The organism is Ruegeria sp. SCSIO 43209, assembly GCF_019904295.1.
GTDB lineage: Bacteria > Pseudomonadota > Alphaproteobacteria > Rhodobacterales > Rhodobacteraceae > Ruegeria.
The window spans coordinates 1,794,240-1,810,282 of record NZ_CP065359.1 but is presented as its reverse complement, the minus strand read 5'-3'; the positions used below and the strand labels follow the sequence as shown (position 1 = coordinate 1,810,282).

The window sequence follows — 16,043 nt, the reverse complement described above, 5'->3', positions numbered from 1 at the left end:
GGGGGAAGCTCTGATCTCAGGTGTCGGGCAGGGGTTGGACTTTGGTGTAATCCGGGCCGATGCAGGTGGGCAGGCCGTCACCAAGCTGCAGCCAGCTAAGCTTTTCCTCGTGCGCGACATGCAAGGTCGGGCTGAGTACTTCGGGATTTTCCAGTGTCGCGACGTAGAGATGCATCACATCCGACATCACCGTCGACCGGAAGGATATCGGTGTGCCGCAATGGGGACAAAAGCTGCGCTCGACCCCGGGGGAGGAGTTGAAGCGTTTCGGTTCTTCCCCGATCCAGCGCCAATTGCCGTCGCGCACGCCGAAATAGGTGGTCATCGGAGCGGCGCATTGGCGACGGCAGCTGTCACAATGGCAGGTGACACAGGACAGAACCGGAGGATCAACCTCGTATCCAATCTTGCCGCACAGGCAGTGTCCGCGCATGTCACCCCACTTGTTCTTGCTGTCAGATCAGCAGTTCGGCACGTTGACGGCCAACCCGCCCAAAGATGTTTCTTTGTATTTCTCGTGCATATCCTCGCCGGTCTGGCGCATCGTTTCAATGGCCGCGTCCAAAGGCATAAAGTGCTTGCCGTCGCCACGCAGGGCCAGCGAGGCCGCCGAGACGGCCTTAATCGCGCCCAATCCGTTACGCTCGATACACGGCACCTGCACAAGGCCCGCGACTGGATCGCAGGTCATGCCAAGGTGGTGTTCCAACGCGATCTCGGCGGCATTTTCAACCTGCTCAGGCGTACCGCCCATCACGGCGCACATGCCTGCCGCAGCCATGGCTGACGCGCTGCCAACCTCGGCCTGACAGCCCGCTTCAGCGCCCGAGATCGAAGCGTTGAATTTGACCAGACCACCGATGGCGGCGGCGGTCAGCAGGAAATCCTCGATATGGCTTTCGGACGCGCCGGGCACGTGATCGAGGTAATAGCGCAGAACTGATGGCAGCACGCCTGCCGCGCCATTTGTGGGGGCGGTGACAACTTGCCCACCGGCTGCGTTTTCCTCGTTCACGGCCATGGCGTAGACGCTCATCCAGTCGTTGATCGTATGCGGGGCATTCAGGTTCATGCCGCGTTCTGCCAGAAGGGCATCGTGAATGCCTTTGGCGCGGCGGCGCACGCTGAGACCACCGGGCAGGATGCCATCCGTTTTTAGCCCACGCTCGATGCAGTCATTCATGACCTGCCAAAGACGCGCGGTGCCTTTGGCAAAGCTATCCGCGCAACCGCGCGCGATCTCATTTTCGCGCTTCATCTGAGCGATGCTTTTACCGTTGTCTTTGGCCATTTGCAGCATTTCGGCGGCGGATTTGAACGGGAAGGGCACAGGCGCACCTTCGTCAGTTGCCTTGCCTTCGGCCAATTCCTCTTCCGTGAGAACAAATCCTCCACCGATGGAGTAGTAGACCTGACGCAGGATGACATCGCCTTGTGCGTCAGTGGCCATCAGGATCATACCATTGGCATGACCGGGCAGATTGTTGTCGTAGTCGAAGATCAGATCGGCTTTGGGATCAAAGCTCAGCGTCGGCAGGCCTTCGGGTGTCACCGTATGGGATTCTGCGATAGCTGCCAGTGTGGCTTCGGCCTTGTCGTTGTCATAGGTATCGGGCACAAACCCGGCGAGGCCCAGAATGGTAGCGCGGTCGGTGGCGTGGCCGACGCCGGTAAAGGCCAGCGAGCCGTGCAACGAGCCGCGCAGGCCCGAAAACTCGAACGGTGAGGCGCGCATCAGGTCAAGGAACCGTGCGGCGGCCACCATCGGACCCATGGTGTGGGAAGAAGATGGGCCGATGCCCACTTTGAACATATCGAAGACAGAGAGAAACATATCAGGTAGCTGAGCCTTCTGGAGGGTTGGCGTAGGTCGGCGAGGTGAAGGGAGTGACCCCCAGCCCCTCGGCGGCAATAGCTGCGCGGGTCGACGGGTTTGATTCTAGCTGCACCAGGATTTTTTGCAGATAAGGCGTGTCGGCGAGTTGATACCAGCTGCGGTCCGCCTTAGCGGGATAAAGCGCCATCCAGCGCATCATGCAGGCGACATATATCGTCAGGACTGAAGGGTGATCAGCACTGAACCAGTCGGGCGCTTTTTGGGCTTGAGCATCCAGCAGATTCAGGTGCTGCCGCAGCCGCGGGCGGATGCCGGAGCGTAGTGTATCGGCTTGATCTGCCGCGATGTATTTCTCGGCATAGAACAGCATTCGCAGATCGGCATGCAGGGTATTAGAGGCGAAGAACAGCCACTTCAGGAATGCCGCCCGATCAGGGCTGACCTGTGTCGGGGCCAATTGCCCATGCGTATCAGCCAGCCACAGCAGGATTGCGGCGGTCTCGAAGATCGGACCCTGGGGCGTCTCCAGCACCGGGATCAGCCCGTTCGGATTCAACGCCCGATACGCCGCACTATTCTGTGCATCGCTGGCGCGATCGACCAATACGGTCTCATAGGGTAGGCCCATCTGTTCCAGCGCCAGTCGGATCACCAGCGAGGCGTTGTCGGGGGCGTAGTGCAGGCGGTATGGCGATTCCATGGCGACTATCTAGGGGGTCTGGCGATCACAATAGAGGCTGATTGCGACGTTTCCTATCGGAAACGCGTATTTCAGCGACATGTTAGCACAGGTATGGCGTGTTTTGCCTCTCGCAGTTGCGCGGGGCATTCCGTATAAGTCTGGCAGTATTCTTGGGGGAAGCTGCCATGACCAGAGATTTGTCGCCCATCGACAAAGCGAAATACGTTGCTGCCTGTCGCGCCGCCGATCTTGTTCAGGACGGGATGCGTGTGGGATTGGGGACAGGCTCGACCGCCGCATGGTTGGTGCGCCGCCTGGGTGAACGGGTGCGCGACGAGGGGTTGAAAATCAAGGGCGTTCCGACGTCGACCGCGACGGCGCAATTGGCGCGGGAAGAAGGGATCGAGGTCGTCTCGCTGGATCAGGCCGGCTGGTTGGACCTGACAATCGACGGCGCGGATGAGTTTGATGGCGAGTTCAACCTGATCAAGGGCGGTGGTGCTGCGCTGTTGCAGGAAAAGATTGTGGCCACAGCCAGCGATCAGATGGTGGTGATCGCGGATGCAGGCAAAGAGGTTGAGACGCTGGGCGCATTCCCTCTGCCGGTTGAGGTGATCCCGTTCGGCTGGCAGACCACCCGCACCCTGATTGAAGAAGCGCTGGACACAATGGATGTGCTGGGCACCTCGGTCACTTTGCGCATGAACGGTGAGGCGCCCAAGGTTACAGATGAGGGCAATCACATTCTGGACCTGCATCTCAAGCGGATCGGCAATGCCCGCCAATTGGCACTGGTAATGAATCAGATCCCGGGTGTGGTCGAAAATGGGCTGTTCATTGATATCTGCGACAAGGTTGTCATTGGTTATGGCGATGGCCGGGTCGAATTGCGTGATATCAATGAGGGTACAGTCCTGACCGATATGCTGGGTGACGGTGGGGACAACCTGTTTTCCGATCTGGCGGACTAAAGATCAGGCAAGTAGCGCGATAAACTGCAGAAGAAAAATCACTATTTCCCGCGCCAGGGGTTGGCAGTTCAGGATTTGCGCCCAGATATCCAGTGAATTTTGGCCACGCGGAATAAAAGGAACTCGTACATGAGCTTTGACTATGATCTGTTCGTCATCGGAGGCGGCTCGGGCGGAGTTCGCGCGGCACGGGTGGCGGCGGGTGAAAACGGCGCCAAGGTGGCTCTGGCGGAAGAGGATCGTTACGGCGGAACCTGCGTGATCCGTGGCTGTGTACCCAAGAAGCTGATGGTTTTCGCTAGCGAGTTCGCGGATACGGTTGGGGACGCGCAGGCTTATGGCTGGGACATGCAGCCGGGTGCGTTCAACTGGAACACTTTCAAAGTTAAGCTGCACGCAGAGCTCGATCGGTTGGAAGGTATCTACCGCAATATCCTGAAGAACAATGGTGTCGAAAGTTTCGACCAGCGCGCCCATGTCGTTGATCCGCATACGGTGGAACTGGCTGATGGTACCCGCAAGACAGCCAAGCATATTCTTGTCGCAACGGGCGGTCGCCCGGTTGTACCCGAGTTCCCGGGATCTGATCTTGCGATCACCTCGAATGAGATTTTCCACCTGGAGGAACTGCCCGAATCCATGCTGATCGTTGGCGGTGGATATATCGCCTGTGAATTTGCCGGGATCATGAATGGGATGGGGGTCAAAACGACTCAGTTCTATCGCGGGGCGCAGATTCTGCGGGGCTTTGATGATGAGGCGCGCGGGCTGATCAGTGAAGAGATGTGCCAGAACGGGATCGACCTGCATCTGGGTACCAACGTGCTTGAGATGAAAAAGCAAGGCGACAAAATCTGGGTGAAGGCCACAAATGGCTCCGAGCAGCTATTCGACGTTGTGATGTATGCCACGGGCCGCGCGCCGAATGCGGATGATCTGGGGCTTGAGGCTTTGGGCGTCGCGCGCGGTCGCAAGGGTGAGATCATCGTGGATGAGTACAGCCAGACCGGCGTGCCCTCGATCTTTGCCATTGGCGATGTAACGGATCGGGTGAACCTGACCCCTGTGGCGATCCGCGAAGGCATGGCCTTTGTCGAGACCGTCTTTAAAGGCAATCCAACGCCCGTTGATCACGAACTGATCCCGACCGCGATCTTTACCCAGCCGGAAATGGGTACTGTGGGCCTCAGCGAGGAAGCGGCTGCGGAACAGGAACCGATTGAGGTTTATGCGACCTCATTCAAGCCCATGCAGAAGGCGTTTGCCGGAGGCACACAGCGCGTGCTGATGAAGCTGATCGTGTCGCAAGAGACGCGGAAAATCCTCGGCTGTCACATCGTTGCGCCGGGCGCGGGTGAGATGATCCAACTTGCCGGAATTGCCGTAAAGATGGGTGCCACCAAAGAAGATTTCGACCGTACGGTTGCAGTTCATCCGGTGATGGCCGAAGAACTGGTGACAATGCGGCAACCTGTGCGCACGGCTTGATTTGCAAGCGCGCGCACACACGTTACAAGGGAACCCGTGATCACACGGTCCAACACAAGGGAAAAGATACATATGGCGGGCAACAGCGGCGGCCCCTGGGGGGGCGGAGGCTCATCCGGAGGCGGAGGAAATCGGGGAAACAACGGGGATGGGCGCAAGCCCCCCGAAGGTGACGGCCCGCAGATCCCCGAGATCGATGAGCTGATGAAAAAGGGCCAGGAACAGCTGCGCGTCCTGATGGGCGGTCGTGGCGGCGGTGGCCGTGGTACAAATGGTTCGGGCGGCGGCGGTGGCCCCGCGTTTACCAAAGGGACGGTTGCGATCGGTCTGTTGGTTGCGGCAGGTCTGTGGGGGCTAGCAAGCTTTTATACAGTCAAACCCGAAGAACAATCTGTCGAACTGTTTCTGGGTGAGTTCTCGGCTGTCGGAAATCCGGGTCTGAACTTTGCGCCTTGGCCTTTTGTGACCGCCGAGGTCATTCCGGTCACCCGCGAACAGAACGAAGACATGGGCGGTGCCCGTGGCAGCGACGATGGTCTGATGCTGACCGGCGACGAGAATGTGGTCGATATCGACTATCAGGTTGTCTGGAACATCAATGACCCGGCGAAATTTCTGTTCAACCTGCGTGATCCGCGCCAGACAATCCGCGCCGTGTCTGAATCGGCGATGCGCGAGATTATTGCGCAGAGCGAACTTGCGCCGATCCTGAACCGGGATCGCGGTATCATTGCTGATCGCCTGCAGGAACTGATCCAAGAGACAATGGACAGCTACGATTCGGGTGTAAACATCGTTCGTGTGAACTTTGACAAGGCTGATCCACCGCAGGACGTGATTGCCGCGTTCCGCGACGTTCAGGCCGCCGCGCAGGAGCGTGACAGGTTGCAGAACGTCGCTGACGCCTATGCCAACCGCGTTCTCGCTGAGGCGCGTGGTGAAGCCGCGCAGGTACTGGAAGAGGCTGAAGCTTATCGTGCCCAGCAGATCAACGGTGCACAGGGTGAAGCCAGCCGCTTTAGCGCGGTTTTGGAGGAATATTCCAAAGCACCTGATGTGACCCGCAAACGTCTGTATCTGGAACGCATGGAGCAGGTGCTGGGTGACGTGGACAAGATCATTCTGGATGAAAACTCGACAGGATCGGGGCAGGGCGTTGTGCCTTATTTGCCGCTCAACGAGTTGCGCCGTAACCCTGCAGGGGAGAGCAACTGATGCGTAAGACAACGTTTATTCTGCCGATCATCTTTCTTGCGATAGTCGGTGTTCTGTCCTCGATCTTCATCGTGGACGAGCGTGAGCGCGCTCTGGTTCTGCAATTTGGTCGCGTTGTTGCGGTTAAGGAAGATCCGGGGCTGGCATTCAAAATCCCGCTGATTCAGGAAGTGGTGCGGTATGACGACCGTATCCTGTCGATTGACGTTCAGCCGCTGGAAGTGACGCCTCTGGACGATCGTCGTCTGGTGGTCGATGCCTTCGCACGCTACCGGATTTCTGATCTGGAACAGTTCCGTCAGGCCGTTGGTGTCGGCGGTATCCCGGTTGCCGAGGATCGTCTGGACCGCATTCTGCGCGCCGAAACCCGCGAGGTACTGGGTTCGGTTTCGTCCCGTGACATCCTGAGTTCGGATCGTGCCGCACTGATGCTGCGTATCCGCAACAGCGCGATTGCACAGGCACGTGCGCTGGGCGTGAACGTAATCGACGTGCGTCTGAAGGCGACCGATCTGCCGCAGGCCAACCTTGAAGCGACGTTTGACCGGATGAAGGCAGAACGTGAACGTGAAGCGACCGACGAACGCGCCCGCGGTAACGAAGCCGCGCAGCGTGTGCGCGCGCAGGCCGACCGGACCGTGGTTGAACTGGTTTCCGACGCCAACCGTGAGGCCGAGATCATTCGCGGTGAGGCCGATGCCGAACGCAACGCGATCTTCGCCGAAGCCTATGGTGCCGATCCGGAGTTCTTTGAATTCTACCGTTCGCTGACCGCCTATGAGAATGCCCTGCAAGGCAGCAACAGCTCGTTGATCCTGAGCCCGGACTCGGAGTTCTTCAACTACCTTGCTTCTCCGACCGGGCGTCGGGCACCGGCAGCTGCGGCCGCTGAGTGATGGGCATGATCCTTCTGGCCTTCGGGCTGGTACTGATTGTCGAGGGGCTGGCCTATGCGCTGGCCCCTTCGCTTATAGAACGCATGCTTGAGGCGCTGCGCGCGTTGCCGGAACAGGCGCGGCGGCTGGTCGGGCTGCTTTGTGTGGTCAGTGGGCTGGTGCTGCTGTGGGGCGCATATCAGGTCGGTTTTTGATGCGATGGTTTCACGCACGGGTGATTTCCCCGCGATCCCGAGTTGCGGGCCGGGACAAACTGACTACATTGGTTGCAAAGAAGGGCATCCGGGTGATGCCAACAGAGAATTAGTCAACAAGGAGACCCCAAGTGCAGGCTAAGGCGCGCAGTGTGTCCGTCCGACGGGACGATTTTGTTACGAAGATGCGGCTGATGTGGCTGACCTTAGTGGGGGTGCTGCTGGTTTTGGCTCAATCTGTGTCCGCGCAGGCGCGGGGTGATAGCCTGGCGCCGCTGGCTGAACAGATTAGCCCTGCGGTGGTCAATATCACCACGTCGACGCTGATCGAAGGCCAGACTGGCCCGCAAGGGATCGTGCCTGAGGGCTCACCATTCGAAGACTTTTTCCGAGAGTTTCAGGATCGCAATGGCGGGGACAATGAAAATCGTCCACGTCGCAGCAATGCGCTGGGCTCGGGCTTCGTGATCTCGGAAGACGGCTATATCGTCACCAACAATCACGTGATTGCCGAAGCCGATGAGATATTGGTCGAGTTTTTTCCCGGTGATGGCCAGCCCGCGAAAGATTTGGTTGCCAAGGTAATCGGCCGGGACGAAAAGACCGACATCGCGCTGCTGAAAGTCGAGGCTGAAGGGCCGCTGAAATACGTGCAGTTCGGTGACAGCGACATTGCCCGCGTGGGCGATTGGGTGATCGCGATGGGCAACCCGCTGGGGCAGGGCTTTTCGGTGTCAGCAGGGATTATCTCGGCCCGGAATCGGGCGCTGAGCGGGTCATATGATGACTACATCCAGACCGATGCTGCGATCAACCGGGGCAACTCGGGTGGGCCGCTGTTCAACATGAATGGCGAGGTTATCGGTGTGAATACTGCGATCCTGTCGCCCAATGGCGGCTCGATCGGGATTGGTTTCTCGATGGCTTCGAACGTGGTGATCAAGGTCGTTGATCAACTGCGTGAGTTCGGGGAGACCCGCCGCGGTTGGTTGGGCGTGCGCATTCAGGACGTGACCGAGGATATGGCCGAGGCGATGGGGCTGGACAAACCCGGAGGTGCGTTGATCAGCGATGTACCGGACGGTCCGGCAAAAGAAGCGGGCCTGCTGGCCGGAGACGTGATCATCAGCTTTGATGGCGTCGAGGTCGAGGATACACGCGGCCTTGTGCGGCAGGTGGGAGAGACCACCGTTGGCAAATCTGTGCGTGTGGTCGTGCACCGTGATGGAGGCACCCAGACCGTGCTGGTGACGCTGGGCCGCCGCGAAGACGCCGAACGTGCCGAGAACGGCGAAGAGCCGGAAGCCGAAACGCCGACGGAGGAAGACAAGGATATTCTTGGCCTGACCATCGCTCCGCTGGGGGATAGCCAGCGCGAGGAATTGGGTCTGGATGCCGACGCCGAAGGATTGTTGGTGACCAATGTTGATGAATCTTCGGAAGCCTTTGAAAAGGGTCTGCGCGCCGGTGATCTTATCACTGAGGCGGGGCAGCAGAAGGTGACTTCGATCACTGATCTGGAGACGCGGATGGATGAGGCGCGTGAAGCAGGACGCAAATCTCTGTTGCTGCTGGTGCGGCGGGGCGGGGAACCCCGGTTCGTAGCGCTGAGCCTAGAATAATAAACTCAGCGAACAGATCTGAAATTAGAAGGTCGGGATATTTTCCCGGCCTTTTTCATACTTTGTAAAGAAAAAAGCCATATGCCGGGGAAGGCATATGGCTCTGTACAGGGAGAGGTCGGTGGACAGATATCGGGGATGATAAAACCGACCTCCTACGGTAACGGGATTGACCTTAGGGCAATCTTAAAGCTGCGTATGTGAAGCGGATCACATCTGTGCCGAAAATTTAGATTAAATCGGATTCGGCCAGTTGCCGCAGCGCGTCAAAGTCGTGGATCTGCAGCCCGCCGCGCGAAGCTTCGACGACATTGTCGCGTTTCCATGTCGAAATGGTCTTTGACACTGCCTCACGCGTCGCACCGACAAATTCGGCCAATTCGCTCTGCGAAAGCGTGATACGTGCCGTTGGGCTGTCCTGTTGTCCTGCCAGGTGCAAAAGCTTGCGCGCCAGTCGGATCGGCATCGGCAGGAATACCTGCTCGTTCAATTGAGCGCCCATATAACGCATGCGAAGACCGGCCAAGCGGATCAGATCCACCGCAAGGTCAGGATGTTCCCGGATCTGCGCCATCATGTCTTTCTGGCGAACGCGCAGGACTTTGGAGGGCTCAGCTGCAGTAACGGTTGCGGTGCGGGGACCGCTGTCGAACAACGCGATTTCCCCGAACACCTCACCTGGGCGCATCATGCTGAGAGACAGCTTGCGCCCGCTCGACGCAAGAAATGACACTTCGAGCGCACCGGAAAGAATGGCATAGAGCGCATCGCCTTCATCGTCCTGCTCGAACAGGACATCGCCTCGATCCAATGTGACTTCGGTGGCCTGGGCTGCCAACATGGTGCGCAGCTCTTCAGAGGCTTCGGACAGGAATCCACTGTTGGGAAATGCCATCATTCGGGCGCTGATCTCCGGGGTTGAGTGGTGCGGGTGGTGACCCAACTTTTCACAGCTTCAAGCTTAAGCCAAGAAATTTTGTTAGCTTGTTACGCTTGGGCAAGAACAGTTATTGCTTGTCGGGATCATCCATATAGCTTTGCAGCAGGTTGAACTGCATCATCAGAAACGCCATCAAGGCAATGGGAAAGCCGAAGGTTTCGATCTTGACCCATAGGTCCGTTGACATCGTGCGCCAGACCAATTCATTGGCTGCGGCCAGTACTGCGAAACAGGCACACAGACGCCGGGTGAGGATCATCCAGCCCTCGTGCTGCATGGGTAGCATCTCGTCCAGAACATATGCCAGGTAGGATTTCCCCTGCAAAAGCCCGATCCCGAGGATGGCGGAAAAGAAGCCATAGACCAGCGTTGTTTTCATCTTGAAAAACCGCTCATCATTAAACCACGCGGTGAGGCCGCCGAAGAAAATCACCATGAATGCGGTGAAAATCTGCATCCGGCTGAGTTTGCCCGTCAGGTACCAGAGGATGCCCATGGCGGCCAACATCAGCGGAACGAACAGGATGGTGGCGACGATGAACCCAGAATACTCGGTGCCGCCGATCACGAAATTGTCATCACGCAGGCGCAGGTAGATGAAGAAGAAAGCCAGTGGGGGGCCAAGTTCCAGTACCTGTTTGAGGAATGGGTTGATGTCTTTTTTCTCTGCCATGATTCCAACCTGCTGCTTACCCGCCCATTTCAACTATTACTGCGCCGAGTGCAATCAATGCCATCAACGCAATGCGTCTGGGGCCGACAGTTTCTTTCAGCACCAGCCAGCCGATGAGTGCTGCGAAAACGGTGGAGGTTTCGCGCAGGACCGCCGCCTCTCAGACCTTGTCCAGTCGCGTGGCGAGCATGATGGCACCGAAGGACATCGGCGCGATGATGCCGCCCGCGAACCCGCGAAGCATCAGAGGTCCAAGCGCAGGGCGGTGGATCATTGCGCGGTATCTGAGCGCAGCATAGATCGGCATCGCGGCCCCGTCGATCATGAAGAACCACGCAAGGAAGGTGAACGGGTCGGCCGTAGCGCGGATACCGTAGGCATCATAGGTCGTATAGAGCGCCACGAAGAGGCCCGTGACGACCGCTAGCACCAGCGCGATTTGCAGCGTATCTCGATTAGTCTCAAGGTAGCGCAGGTTATAGGCGGCAAGGCCGAAGATACCCGCAAGAAGCGTCGCCACTCCAAGCCATTGGATGGCCGAGAAGGTTTCACCGAACAAAAGATAGGCTCCGATCACGGTGAAGAGCGGGCCAGTACCGCGCACGACCGGATAGACAACGGTATAGGAGCCTTTGGTGTAGGCCATCGCCTGCAGCACCTTATAGCCGATATGGATCAGCCAAACGACGCCAAAGATCGGCCACATGTATGGTTCGGGCCATGGCACGATAAAGAAGGCGAATGGCATCGCCATAAGGCAGTAGCAGGCATCGATCGCCCCGCGCGACATCCACGGGTCGTGGCGGCCTTTTTGCAGTGCACCGAAAACCGCATGCAGGAAGGCCGCCATCAGCGCGAGCGCGAGGGCGAGTTGGTGGCCTGCTTCGGTGCCTTCGAGGGAGATCAGCCAGTCGCTCAAATCGGGGCTTTCGCTTGGGCGGAGAGAGTGGGGGGCTGTCTGCCCCCACGCCCCCCGAAGGTATTTTCGGCCAGATGAAGGGGCGGATCAGGATTGTAGGCCCGTCAGGGCGGCGGCGAATTCTTCGGGATCAAACGGGGCGAGGTCGTCGATTTGCTCACCGACACCAATGGCGTGGATCGGAAGGCCGAACTTGTCGGCGAGGGCGACCAGCACGCCGCCTTTGGCTGTGCCGTCCAGTTTGGTCATCACGAGGCCCGAGACATCGGCCAGTTTGCGGAAGGTTTCGACCTGACTGAGGGCGTTTTGCCCGGTGGTGGCGTCCAGCACCAGCAGAGTGTTGTGCGGTGCGGTGTCGTCAACCTTGCGGATGACGCGGACGATTTTGGCCAGCTCTTCCATCAGGTCGGCGCGGTTTTGCAGGCGGCCTGCGGTGTCGATCATCAGAAGGTCAGCACCTTCGCTCTGGGCTTTGGTCAGTGCATCGAAGGCGAGCGAGGCAGGGTCGGACCCTTCGGGTGCCGTCAATACGGGCACGCCTGCGCGGTCACCCCAGACCTGCAGCTGTTCGACGGCGGCGGCGCGGAATGTGTCTCCGGCGGCGATGACGACTTTCTTGCCGGCGGCTTTGAACTGGCTGGCAAGCTTACCGATTGTCGTAGTTTTGCCCGAACCGTTGACGCCAACAACCAGCACCACTTGCGGGCGTTTGGGGTAGATCGGCATTGGTTTGGCCACGGGTTCCATCACGCGGGCAACCTCCTGCGCCAGCAGCTGTTTGATTTCCTGGGTCGAGAGTTTGCGGCCAAAGCGGCCCTCGGCCATGTTGGACGTAACGCGCAAGGCGGTGTCGACGCCCATATCCGAGGCGATCAGAAGCTCTTCGAGTTGCTCCAGCATGTCGTCATCCAGCGTGCGGCGGACAACGGTCTTGGATTCATTTCGGCCGAACAGGCGACCCATCAAACCCTTGGATTCTGGAACCTCTGGGGGTGGAGGCGCCAGTGTGGGATCAGCCGGGATCGGAGCGGGAGGCTCGACCGGTTGGGGCGCGGGCGTGGGTTCCGGCACTTCGGGAACCGGTTGCGGTTCGGGCTCAGGTTCGGGGATCACCGGATCAGGATTTGGGGTTTCCTCGCCGCCATCCTCGACAATTGCATCCAGCCCCTCTTCGAGGCGCGATGAGGATTTGAACAGCTTGTCCTTGAGCTTTGAGAAAAACGCCATTTTTGATCTCCGCAGGTGTTCCCCTCACCTAATGTGGATTGAAGGCAGTTGCAAAGGGTCAGGTGAAGGCGATCAGAAACCCGGCTTGGGCAGCCCAGTAAAGCGGCCAGACCAGATAGGGCGTAAGCTTCAGGGTCGGGTGATTGGCAGGTAGCAGGAACTTTTCAGTCGCAAGCGCCAGGTCCGAGGCGATGAAGGCCATCGCGGCGGGAAGGGCCCAGCGTAAGGCTCCAGTTTCGGGAAGGGCAAGAACGGTGATGCCCATGCCCAGGATGATTGGAATATAAGCGAGCACGGGGATTTTGAGGTCTCCGGCGCGGGGGGTGAGCAGCGTGGCCATAACGATGCCCAGGATGATAAGGGACCAGAAGATCGCGGGGTGGTCGAAGATCAGTTCAGGGTTGCTGCTGGGGCTCATCAAAAACAAGGCGATATAGGCAATATGCCCCGCAGCAAATGCACCGATGCCTGCCATGAATGTGCTGTCGGCTTCGCGTGACAGAAGGGCATCGCCTATCGCGCAGAAGGTGAGGGCGAGGATCAGGAGCCATGGCGCGCTTGCCAGTATGGCGACACCTGCCAGCAGCACGACCGATGCTGTTTTCAGCGTGCTACGCAGGGTGCCGGCCGGGCGCGTAGTAAGTGGCAGGTAGGTCAGCGCGCAGGCCGCCGCAATCCAGAAAAGAAGTGTCGTCATGGTGCGTCCCCGATGTTTTTGAGGCAATCATCGCCATGATCTCGGCGGTGCATCAAGGCGTGACGTGGAGTTATCTTGCCGATCGCCACGATGTGGAAAGGTTGAATGGCACTTGTTGGTTGCTTCTGACACAGTGTGACCATGATCCGAACTTGCATGATTCTGCTGACCCTTTTCGCTCAGCCCGTTGCGGCACAGTCGCCTCTGACAGGGCCTGAATTCGATGCGTATACGCGTGGGAAGACCTTGTATTACGGGTTCGATGGGCAGGCCTACGGGGTTGAACGGTATCTGCCAGACCGCCGAGTCATCTGGTCATTTCTGGATGGCAATTGCATGAACGGAGTTTGGTACGAGCAGGAAGATCAGATCTGTTTCATCTATGAGGATCAACTGGCGCCGCAATGCTGGGTTTTCTGGCAATCCGGGGGCGGTTTGATCGCACAATTCGAGGGCGATCCGACAGCGACCGAGTTGTACGAGGCCGAGGATATTGGCGAAGAGATGTTGTGCTACGGACCGGATGTCGGGGTCTGAAATGGTCGCAGGTCTTCATAGTCCAGCATGACGTGATGTTGAAACGCGGGCCTTTCGGTTAGCCGTTCATAGTATCGACGCAGATGCGGTAACGGTGCGCGGACGATGTCGATATCGTAGTAGCGGTAAAGGACGTGGCCGAACTGTATATCCGCCAGTGTAAAATGCTCACCCGCAAGGAACGTGTTTTGGTCCAGCTCCTTGTCTGCGATTGCCAGTTTGATTTCCAAATCGCTGACGGCCCGATGGATCGCTGTTTGGTCCTGCTGTTCAACGGGTGTTCGCACAATTTGCCAGAACACCGGAACGGTAAACGCCATCGCCACGTTGAGTTTCGCCCATTCGGCCCATTTGTCGATCGTGGCGCGCCGGGTAGGATCTGAAGGCCAGAATGCCTGTTCGCCATATTGGGTGGCCAGATATCGCAGGATGGCGCCGGTTTCCCAAAGCGGTGGGTTGTCGCCATCTTGCAGGACGGGGATGGTTTTGTTTGGGTTCAGTGCCCGAAACGCTGCAGTGTCCAGCCCGCCGAAGCGATGGCCAAGATCGTGACGCTGGTATTCTAGGCCAAGCTCACCCACGCACCACATTAGGGCCTGAACGTTCGAGGATGTTTTACGGCCCCAGATCGTCAACATCGGTCAGAACAACGATCCCTGATCAGGAGGTGCCTGTTTGGATTTCTTGGGTGGCGCCTTGCCCGCAGCCCCGGTCCTGAGGCGACCGTCAGCGAATTCGATCTCAAGAACAGCGTGACCGGAGGCTTGAGCTTTGGTTGTGATGACCTCTCCTTCGGCGCGCACGACGGCGTAGCCACGTCCGAGCGTCGCCTTGTAGCTCAGCGTTTCACGTAGGCGGTCGGTGGCGTCCATCTGCTGGCGCAGGCGGTCCAATCGCGTGGATTGCCCGGTGTTCAGGCGTTCGGATAGGCGATTCAGAGCGTCGCGCCGTGTTTCCAGCTCGCGCTGGATCGGGCGCAGTGACAGGCGTGAGGACAGGTTGCGCCAGCGATCGCGGCGGGTTTCGACAAAGCTGCGCAGGGTCGAGGGGCGCAGACGCGCCGCACTGTCCAGCAGTTTGACGCGGCGGTTCTGAACACCCCGGATCAGCGCGTTGGGCAGGCGTTCCGAGATTTGGTCGAGCCTTTGGCGCGGGCTTTCCAGCAGTGTATCGGGGCGGGGCAGGGCTCGGGACAGGTCGCGCAGACGCTGGCTGCGGCGTTGCACGGCATCCGTGGAGGCGCGCGACAGGCGGGCCCCTTGTTCGTTGGTCCAAGCCAGCAGTTCCATGCGGACCGGTACGGCAAGTTCGGCAGCGGCGGTTGGCGTAGGCGCGCGGCGGTCCGAGACATAGTCGATCAGGGTGGTGTCCGTCTCGTGCCCGACGGCCGAGATCAGCGGGATTTCTGAGGCTGCAGTCGCGCGCGCGACGCTTTCTTCGTTGAAGCCCCAGAGGTCTTCTATGGACCCACCGCCGCGCGCGACGATAATCAGGTCGGGTCGCGGGAGGGCCCCGCCCGGTGTGAGTTGATTGAAGCCTTCGATGGCGCGGGTCACTTCGGGGGCACAGTTTGCCCCCTGAACCGCGACGGGCCAGATCAGTACTTTGCGCGGGAACCGATCACGCAGCCGATGCAAGATGTCTCGGATCACCGCACCGGAGGGCGAAGTGACAACGCCGATGATCTGCGGCAAGTAGGGCAGGGGTTTCTTGCGTTCAGCCGCAAACAAGCCTTCGGATTCGAGCTGCTTTTTGCGCTTTTCCAGCAATGCCATCAGCGCGCCTTGCCCGGCGACGGCGACTTCATCGACATTCAGGTTGTATTTCGACTGGGCTCCAAAAGCTGTCAGGCGCCCGGTGACGACAACCTCGAGGCCTTCTTCGGGAACAACTGAAAGACCAGAAATCTGCCCTTTCCAAGTTGTGCAGGCCAGCACGTTCCGGTCGTCCTTTATGTCGTAATACAGATGGCCCGAGCGGGCCTTGAACACGCGGCCCACTTCTCCACGCACACGGATTCGGCCAAAGGTTCCCTCGAGCGTGCGCTTCACCTCGCCCGAGATGTCCGAGACAGTGTATTCAGGGGTGTTCTGACCCGGAATCGGGTCATCTAGCAGGTCGGACATTTCAGCGCCTTGTGTCAAA

At 58.9% G+C, this 16,043-nt stretch carries 16 protein-coding genes and 1 pseudogene; 7 read left to right on the top strand and 10 right to left on the bottom strand.

Features of this window, described 5'->3' with window-relative positions; translation table 11 throughout:
• Positions 1–16: 16 nt before the first annotated feature.
• The 3 genes from I5192_RS09060 to I5192_RS09050 are packed head-to-tail and all read right to left on the bottom strand — an operon-like array spanning position 17 to position 2,537.
• Positions 17–433 (bottom strand): GFA family protein, encoded by a 417-nt coding sequence (locus tag I5192_RS09060; RefSeq protein ID WP_170510657.1) that lies wholly within the window; start codon positions 431–433, stop codon positions 17–19.
• 27 nt (positions 434–460) lie between these two features.
• Positions 461–1,834 carry an L-serine ammonia-lyase gene (locus I5192_RS09055; RefSeq protein ID WP_170393564.1) on the bottom strand — a complete coding sequence of 458 codons (1,374 nt, stop codon included), beginning with the start codon at positions 1,832–1,834 and terminating at the stop codon, positions 461–463.
• A gap of 1 nt (position 1,835) precedes the next feature.
• Positions 1,836–2,537: a glutathione S-transferase family protein gene (locus tag I5192_RS09050; protein ID WP_223118232.1), complete on the bottom strand. Its 702-nt coding sequence runs from the start codon at positions 2,535–2,537 to the stop codon at positions 1,836–1,838.
• 167 nt (positions 2,538–2,704) lie between these two features.
• Between I5192_RS09050 and rpiA the strand changes: the two genes are divergently transcribed.
• The 6 genes from rpiA (at position 2,705) to I5192_RS09020 (ending at position 8,905) form a co-directional block, all read left to right on the top strand.
• Positions 2,705–3,490, top strand: a complete 786-nt coding sequence (gene rpiA, locus I5192_RS09045) for a ribose-5-phosphate isomerase RpiA (protein WP_170645840.1) — start codon at positions 2,705–2,707, stop codon at positions 3,488–3,490.
• 129 nt (positions 3,491–3,619) lie between these two features.
• Positions 3,620–4,978: a glutathione-disulfide reductase gene (gor, locus tag I5192_RS09040; protein WP_170393558.1), complete on the top strand. Its 1,359-nt coding sequence runs from the start codon at positions 3,620–3,622 to the stop codon at positions 4,976–4,978.
• A gap of 72 nt (positions 4,979–5,050) precedes the next feature.
• The gene (gene hflK / locus I5192_RS09035; RefSeq protein WP_170393723.1) at positions 5,051–6,193 is read left to right on the top strand and encodes an FtsH protease activity modulator HflK; all 1,143 of its coding nucleotides are present in this window, start codon (positions 5,051–5,053) and stop codon (positions 6,191–6,193) included.
• Entirely contained in the window at positions 6,193–7,089 is an 897-nt protein-coding gene (hflC, locus tag I5192_RS09030) for a protease modulator HflC (RefSeq protein WP_170393556.1), read from the top strand. The genes hflK and hflC overlap by 1 nt, the downstream gene beginning before the upstream one ends.
• Positions 7,089–7,283 carry a DUF2065 domain-containing protein gene (locus tag I5192_RS09025; protein ID WP_170393554.1) on the top strand — a complete coding sequence of 65 codons (195 nt, stop codon included), beginning with the start codon at positions 7,089–7,091 and terminating at the stop codon, positions 7,281–7,283. The genes hflC and I5192_RS09025 overlap by 1 nt, the downstream gene beginning before the upstream one ends.
• Positions 7,284–7,468: 185 nt before the next feature.
• Complete coding sequence (locus I5192_RS09020) at positions 7,469–8,905, top strand: Do family serine endopeptidase (protein ID WP_255612143.1); 1,437 nt, start codon at positions 7,469–7,471, stop codon at positions 8,903–8,905.
• A gap of 229 nt (positions 8,906–9,134) precedes the next feature.
• On the opposite strand, the gene I5192_RS09015 is transcribed toward I5192_RS09020, so the two are convergent.
• The 5 genes and pseudogenes from I5192_RS09015 to I5192_RS08995 all read right to left on the bottom strand — a co-directional run bounded on the left by I5192_RS09015 (position 9,135) and on the right by I5192_RS08995 (position 13,361).
• Complete coding sequence (locus tag I5192_RS09015; RefSeq protein ID WP_170393550.1) at positions 9,135–9,803, bottom strand: Crp/Fnr family transcriptional regulator; 669 nt, start codon at positions 9,801–9,803, stop codon at positions 9,135–9,137.
• A gap of 109 nt (positions 9,804–9,912) precedes the next feature.
• Positions 9,913–10,518, bottom strand: coding sequence for an inner membrane-spanning protein YciB (locus tag I5192_RS09010; protein WP_170393548.1), 606 nt, complete (start codon positions 10,516–10,518; stop codon positions 9,913–9,915).
• Positions 10,519–10,534: 16 nt separating this feature from the next.
• Positions 10,535–11,437, bottom strand: a pseudogene (locus tag I5192_RS09005) (EamA family transporter).
• Positions 11,438–11,524: 87 nt separating this feature from the next.
• Positions 11,525–12,664, bottom strand: coding sequence for a signal recognition particle-docking protein FtsY (gene ftsY, locus I5192_RS09000; RefSeq protein ID WP_223118231.1), 1,140 nt, complete (start codon positions 12,662–12,664; stop codon positions 11,525–11,527).
• 58 nt (positions 12,665–12,722) lie between these two features.
• Positions 12,723–13,361 (bottom strand): lysoplasmalogenase, encoded by a 639-nt coding sequence (locus tag I5192_RS08995; RefSeq protein ID WP_223118230.1) that lies wholly within the window; start codon positions 13,359–13,361, stop codon positions 12,723–12,725.
• A 156-nt stretch (positions 13,362–13,517) separates the two neighbouring features.
• Between I5192_RS08995 and I5192_RS08990 the strand changes: the two genes are divergently transcribed.
• A complete protein-coding gene (locus I5192_RS08990; RefSeq protein WP_255612129.1) occupies positions 13,518–13,898 on the top strand; it encodes a hypothetical protein in 381 nt (126 codons plus the stop codon).
• Here the strand turns inward: I5192_RS08990 and I5192_RS08985 are convergent.
• A complete protein-coding gene (locus tag I5192_RS08985) occupies positions 13,874–14,536 on the bottom strand; it encodes a glutathione S-transferase family protein (RefSeq protein WP_223118229.1) in 663 nt (220 codons plus the stop codon). The genes I5192_RS08990 and I5192_RS08985 overlap by 25 nt on opposite strands.
• A 3-nt stretch (positions 14,537–14,539) precedes the next feature.
• Entirely contained in the window at positions 14,540–16,024 is a 1,485-nt protein-coding gene (xseA, locus tag I5192_RS08980; protein ID WP_170393536.1) for an exodeoxyribonuclease VII large subunit, read from the bottom strand.
• Between the last annotated feature and the right edge of the window lie 19 nt (positions 16,025–16,043).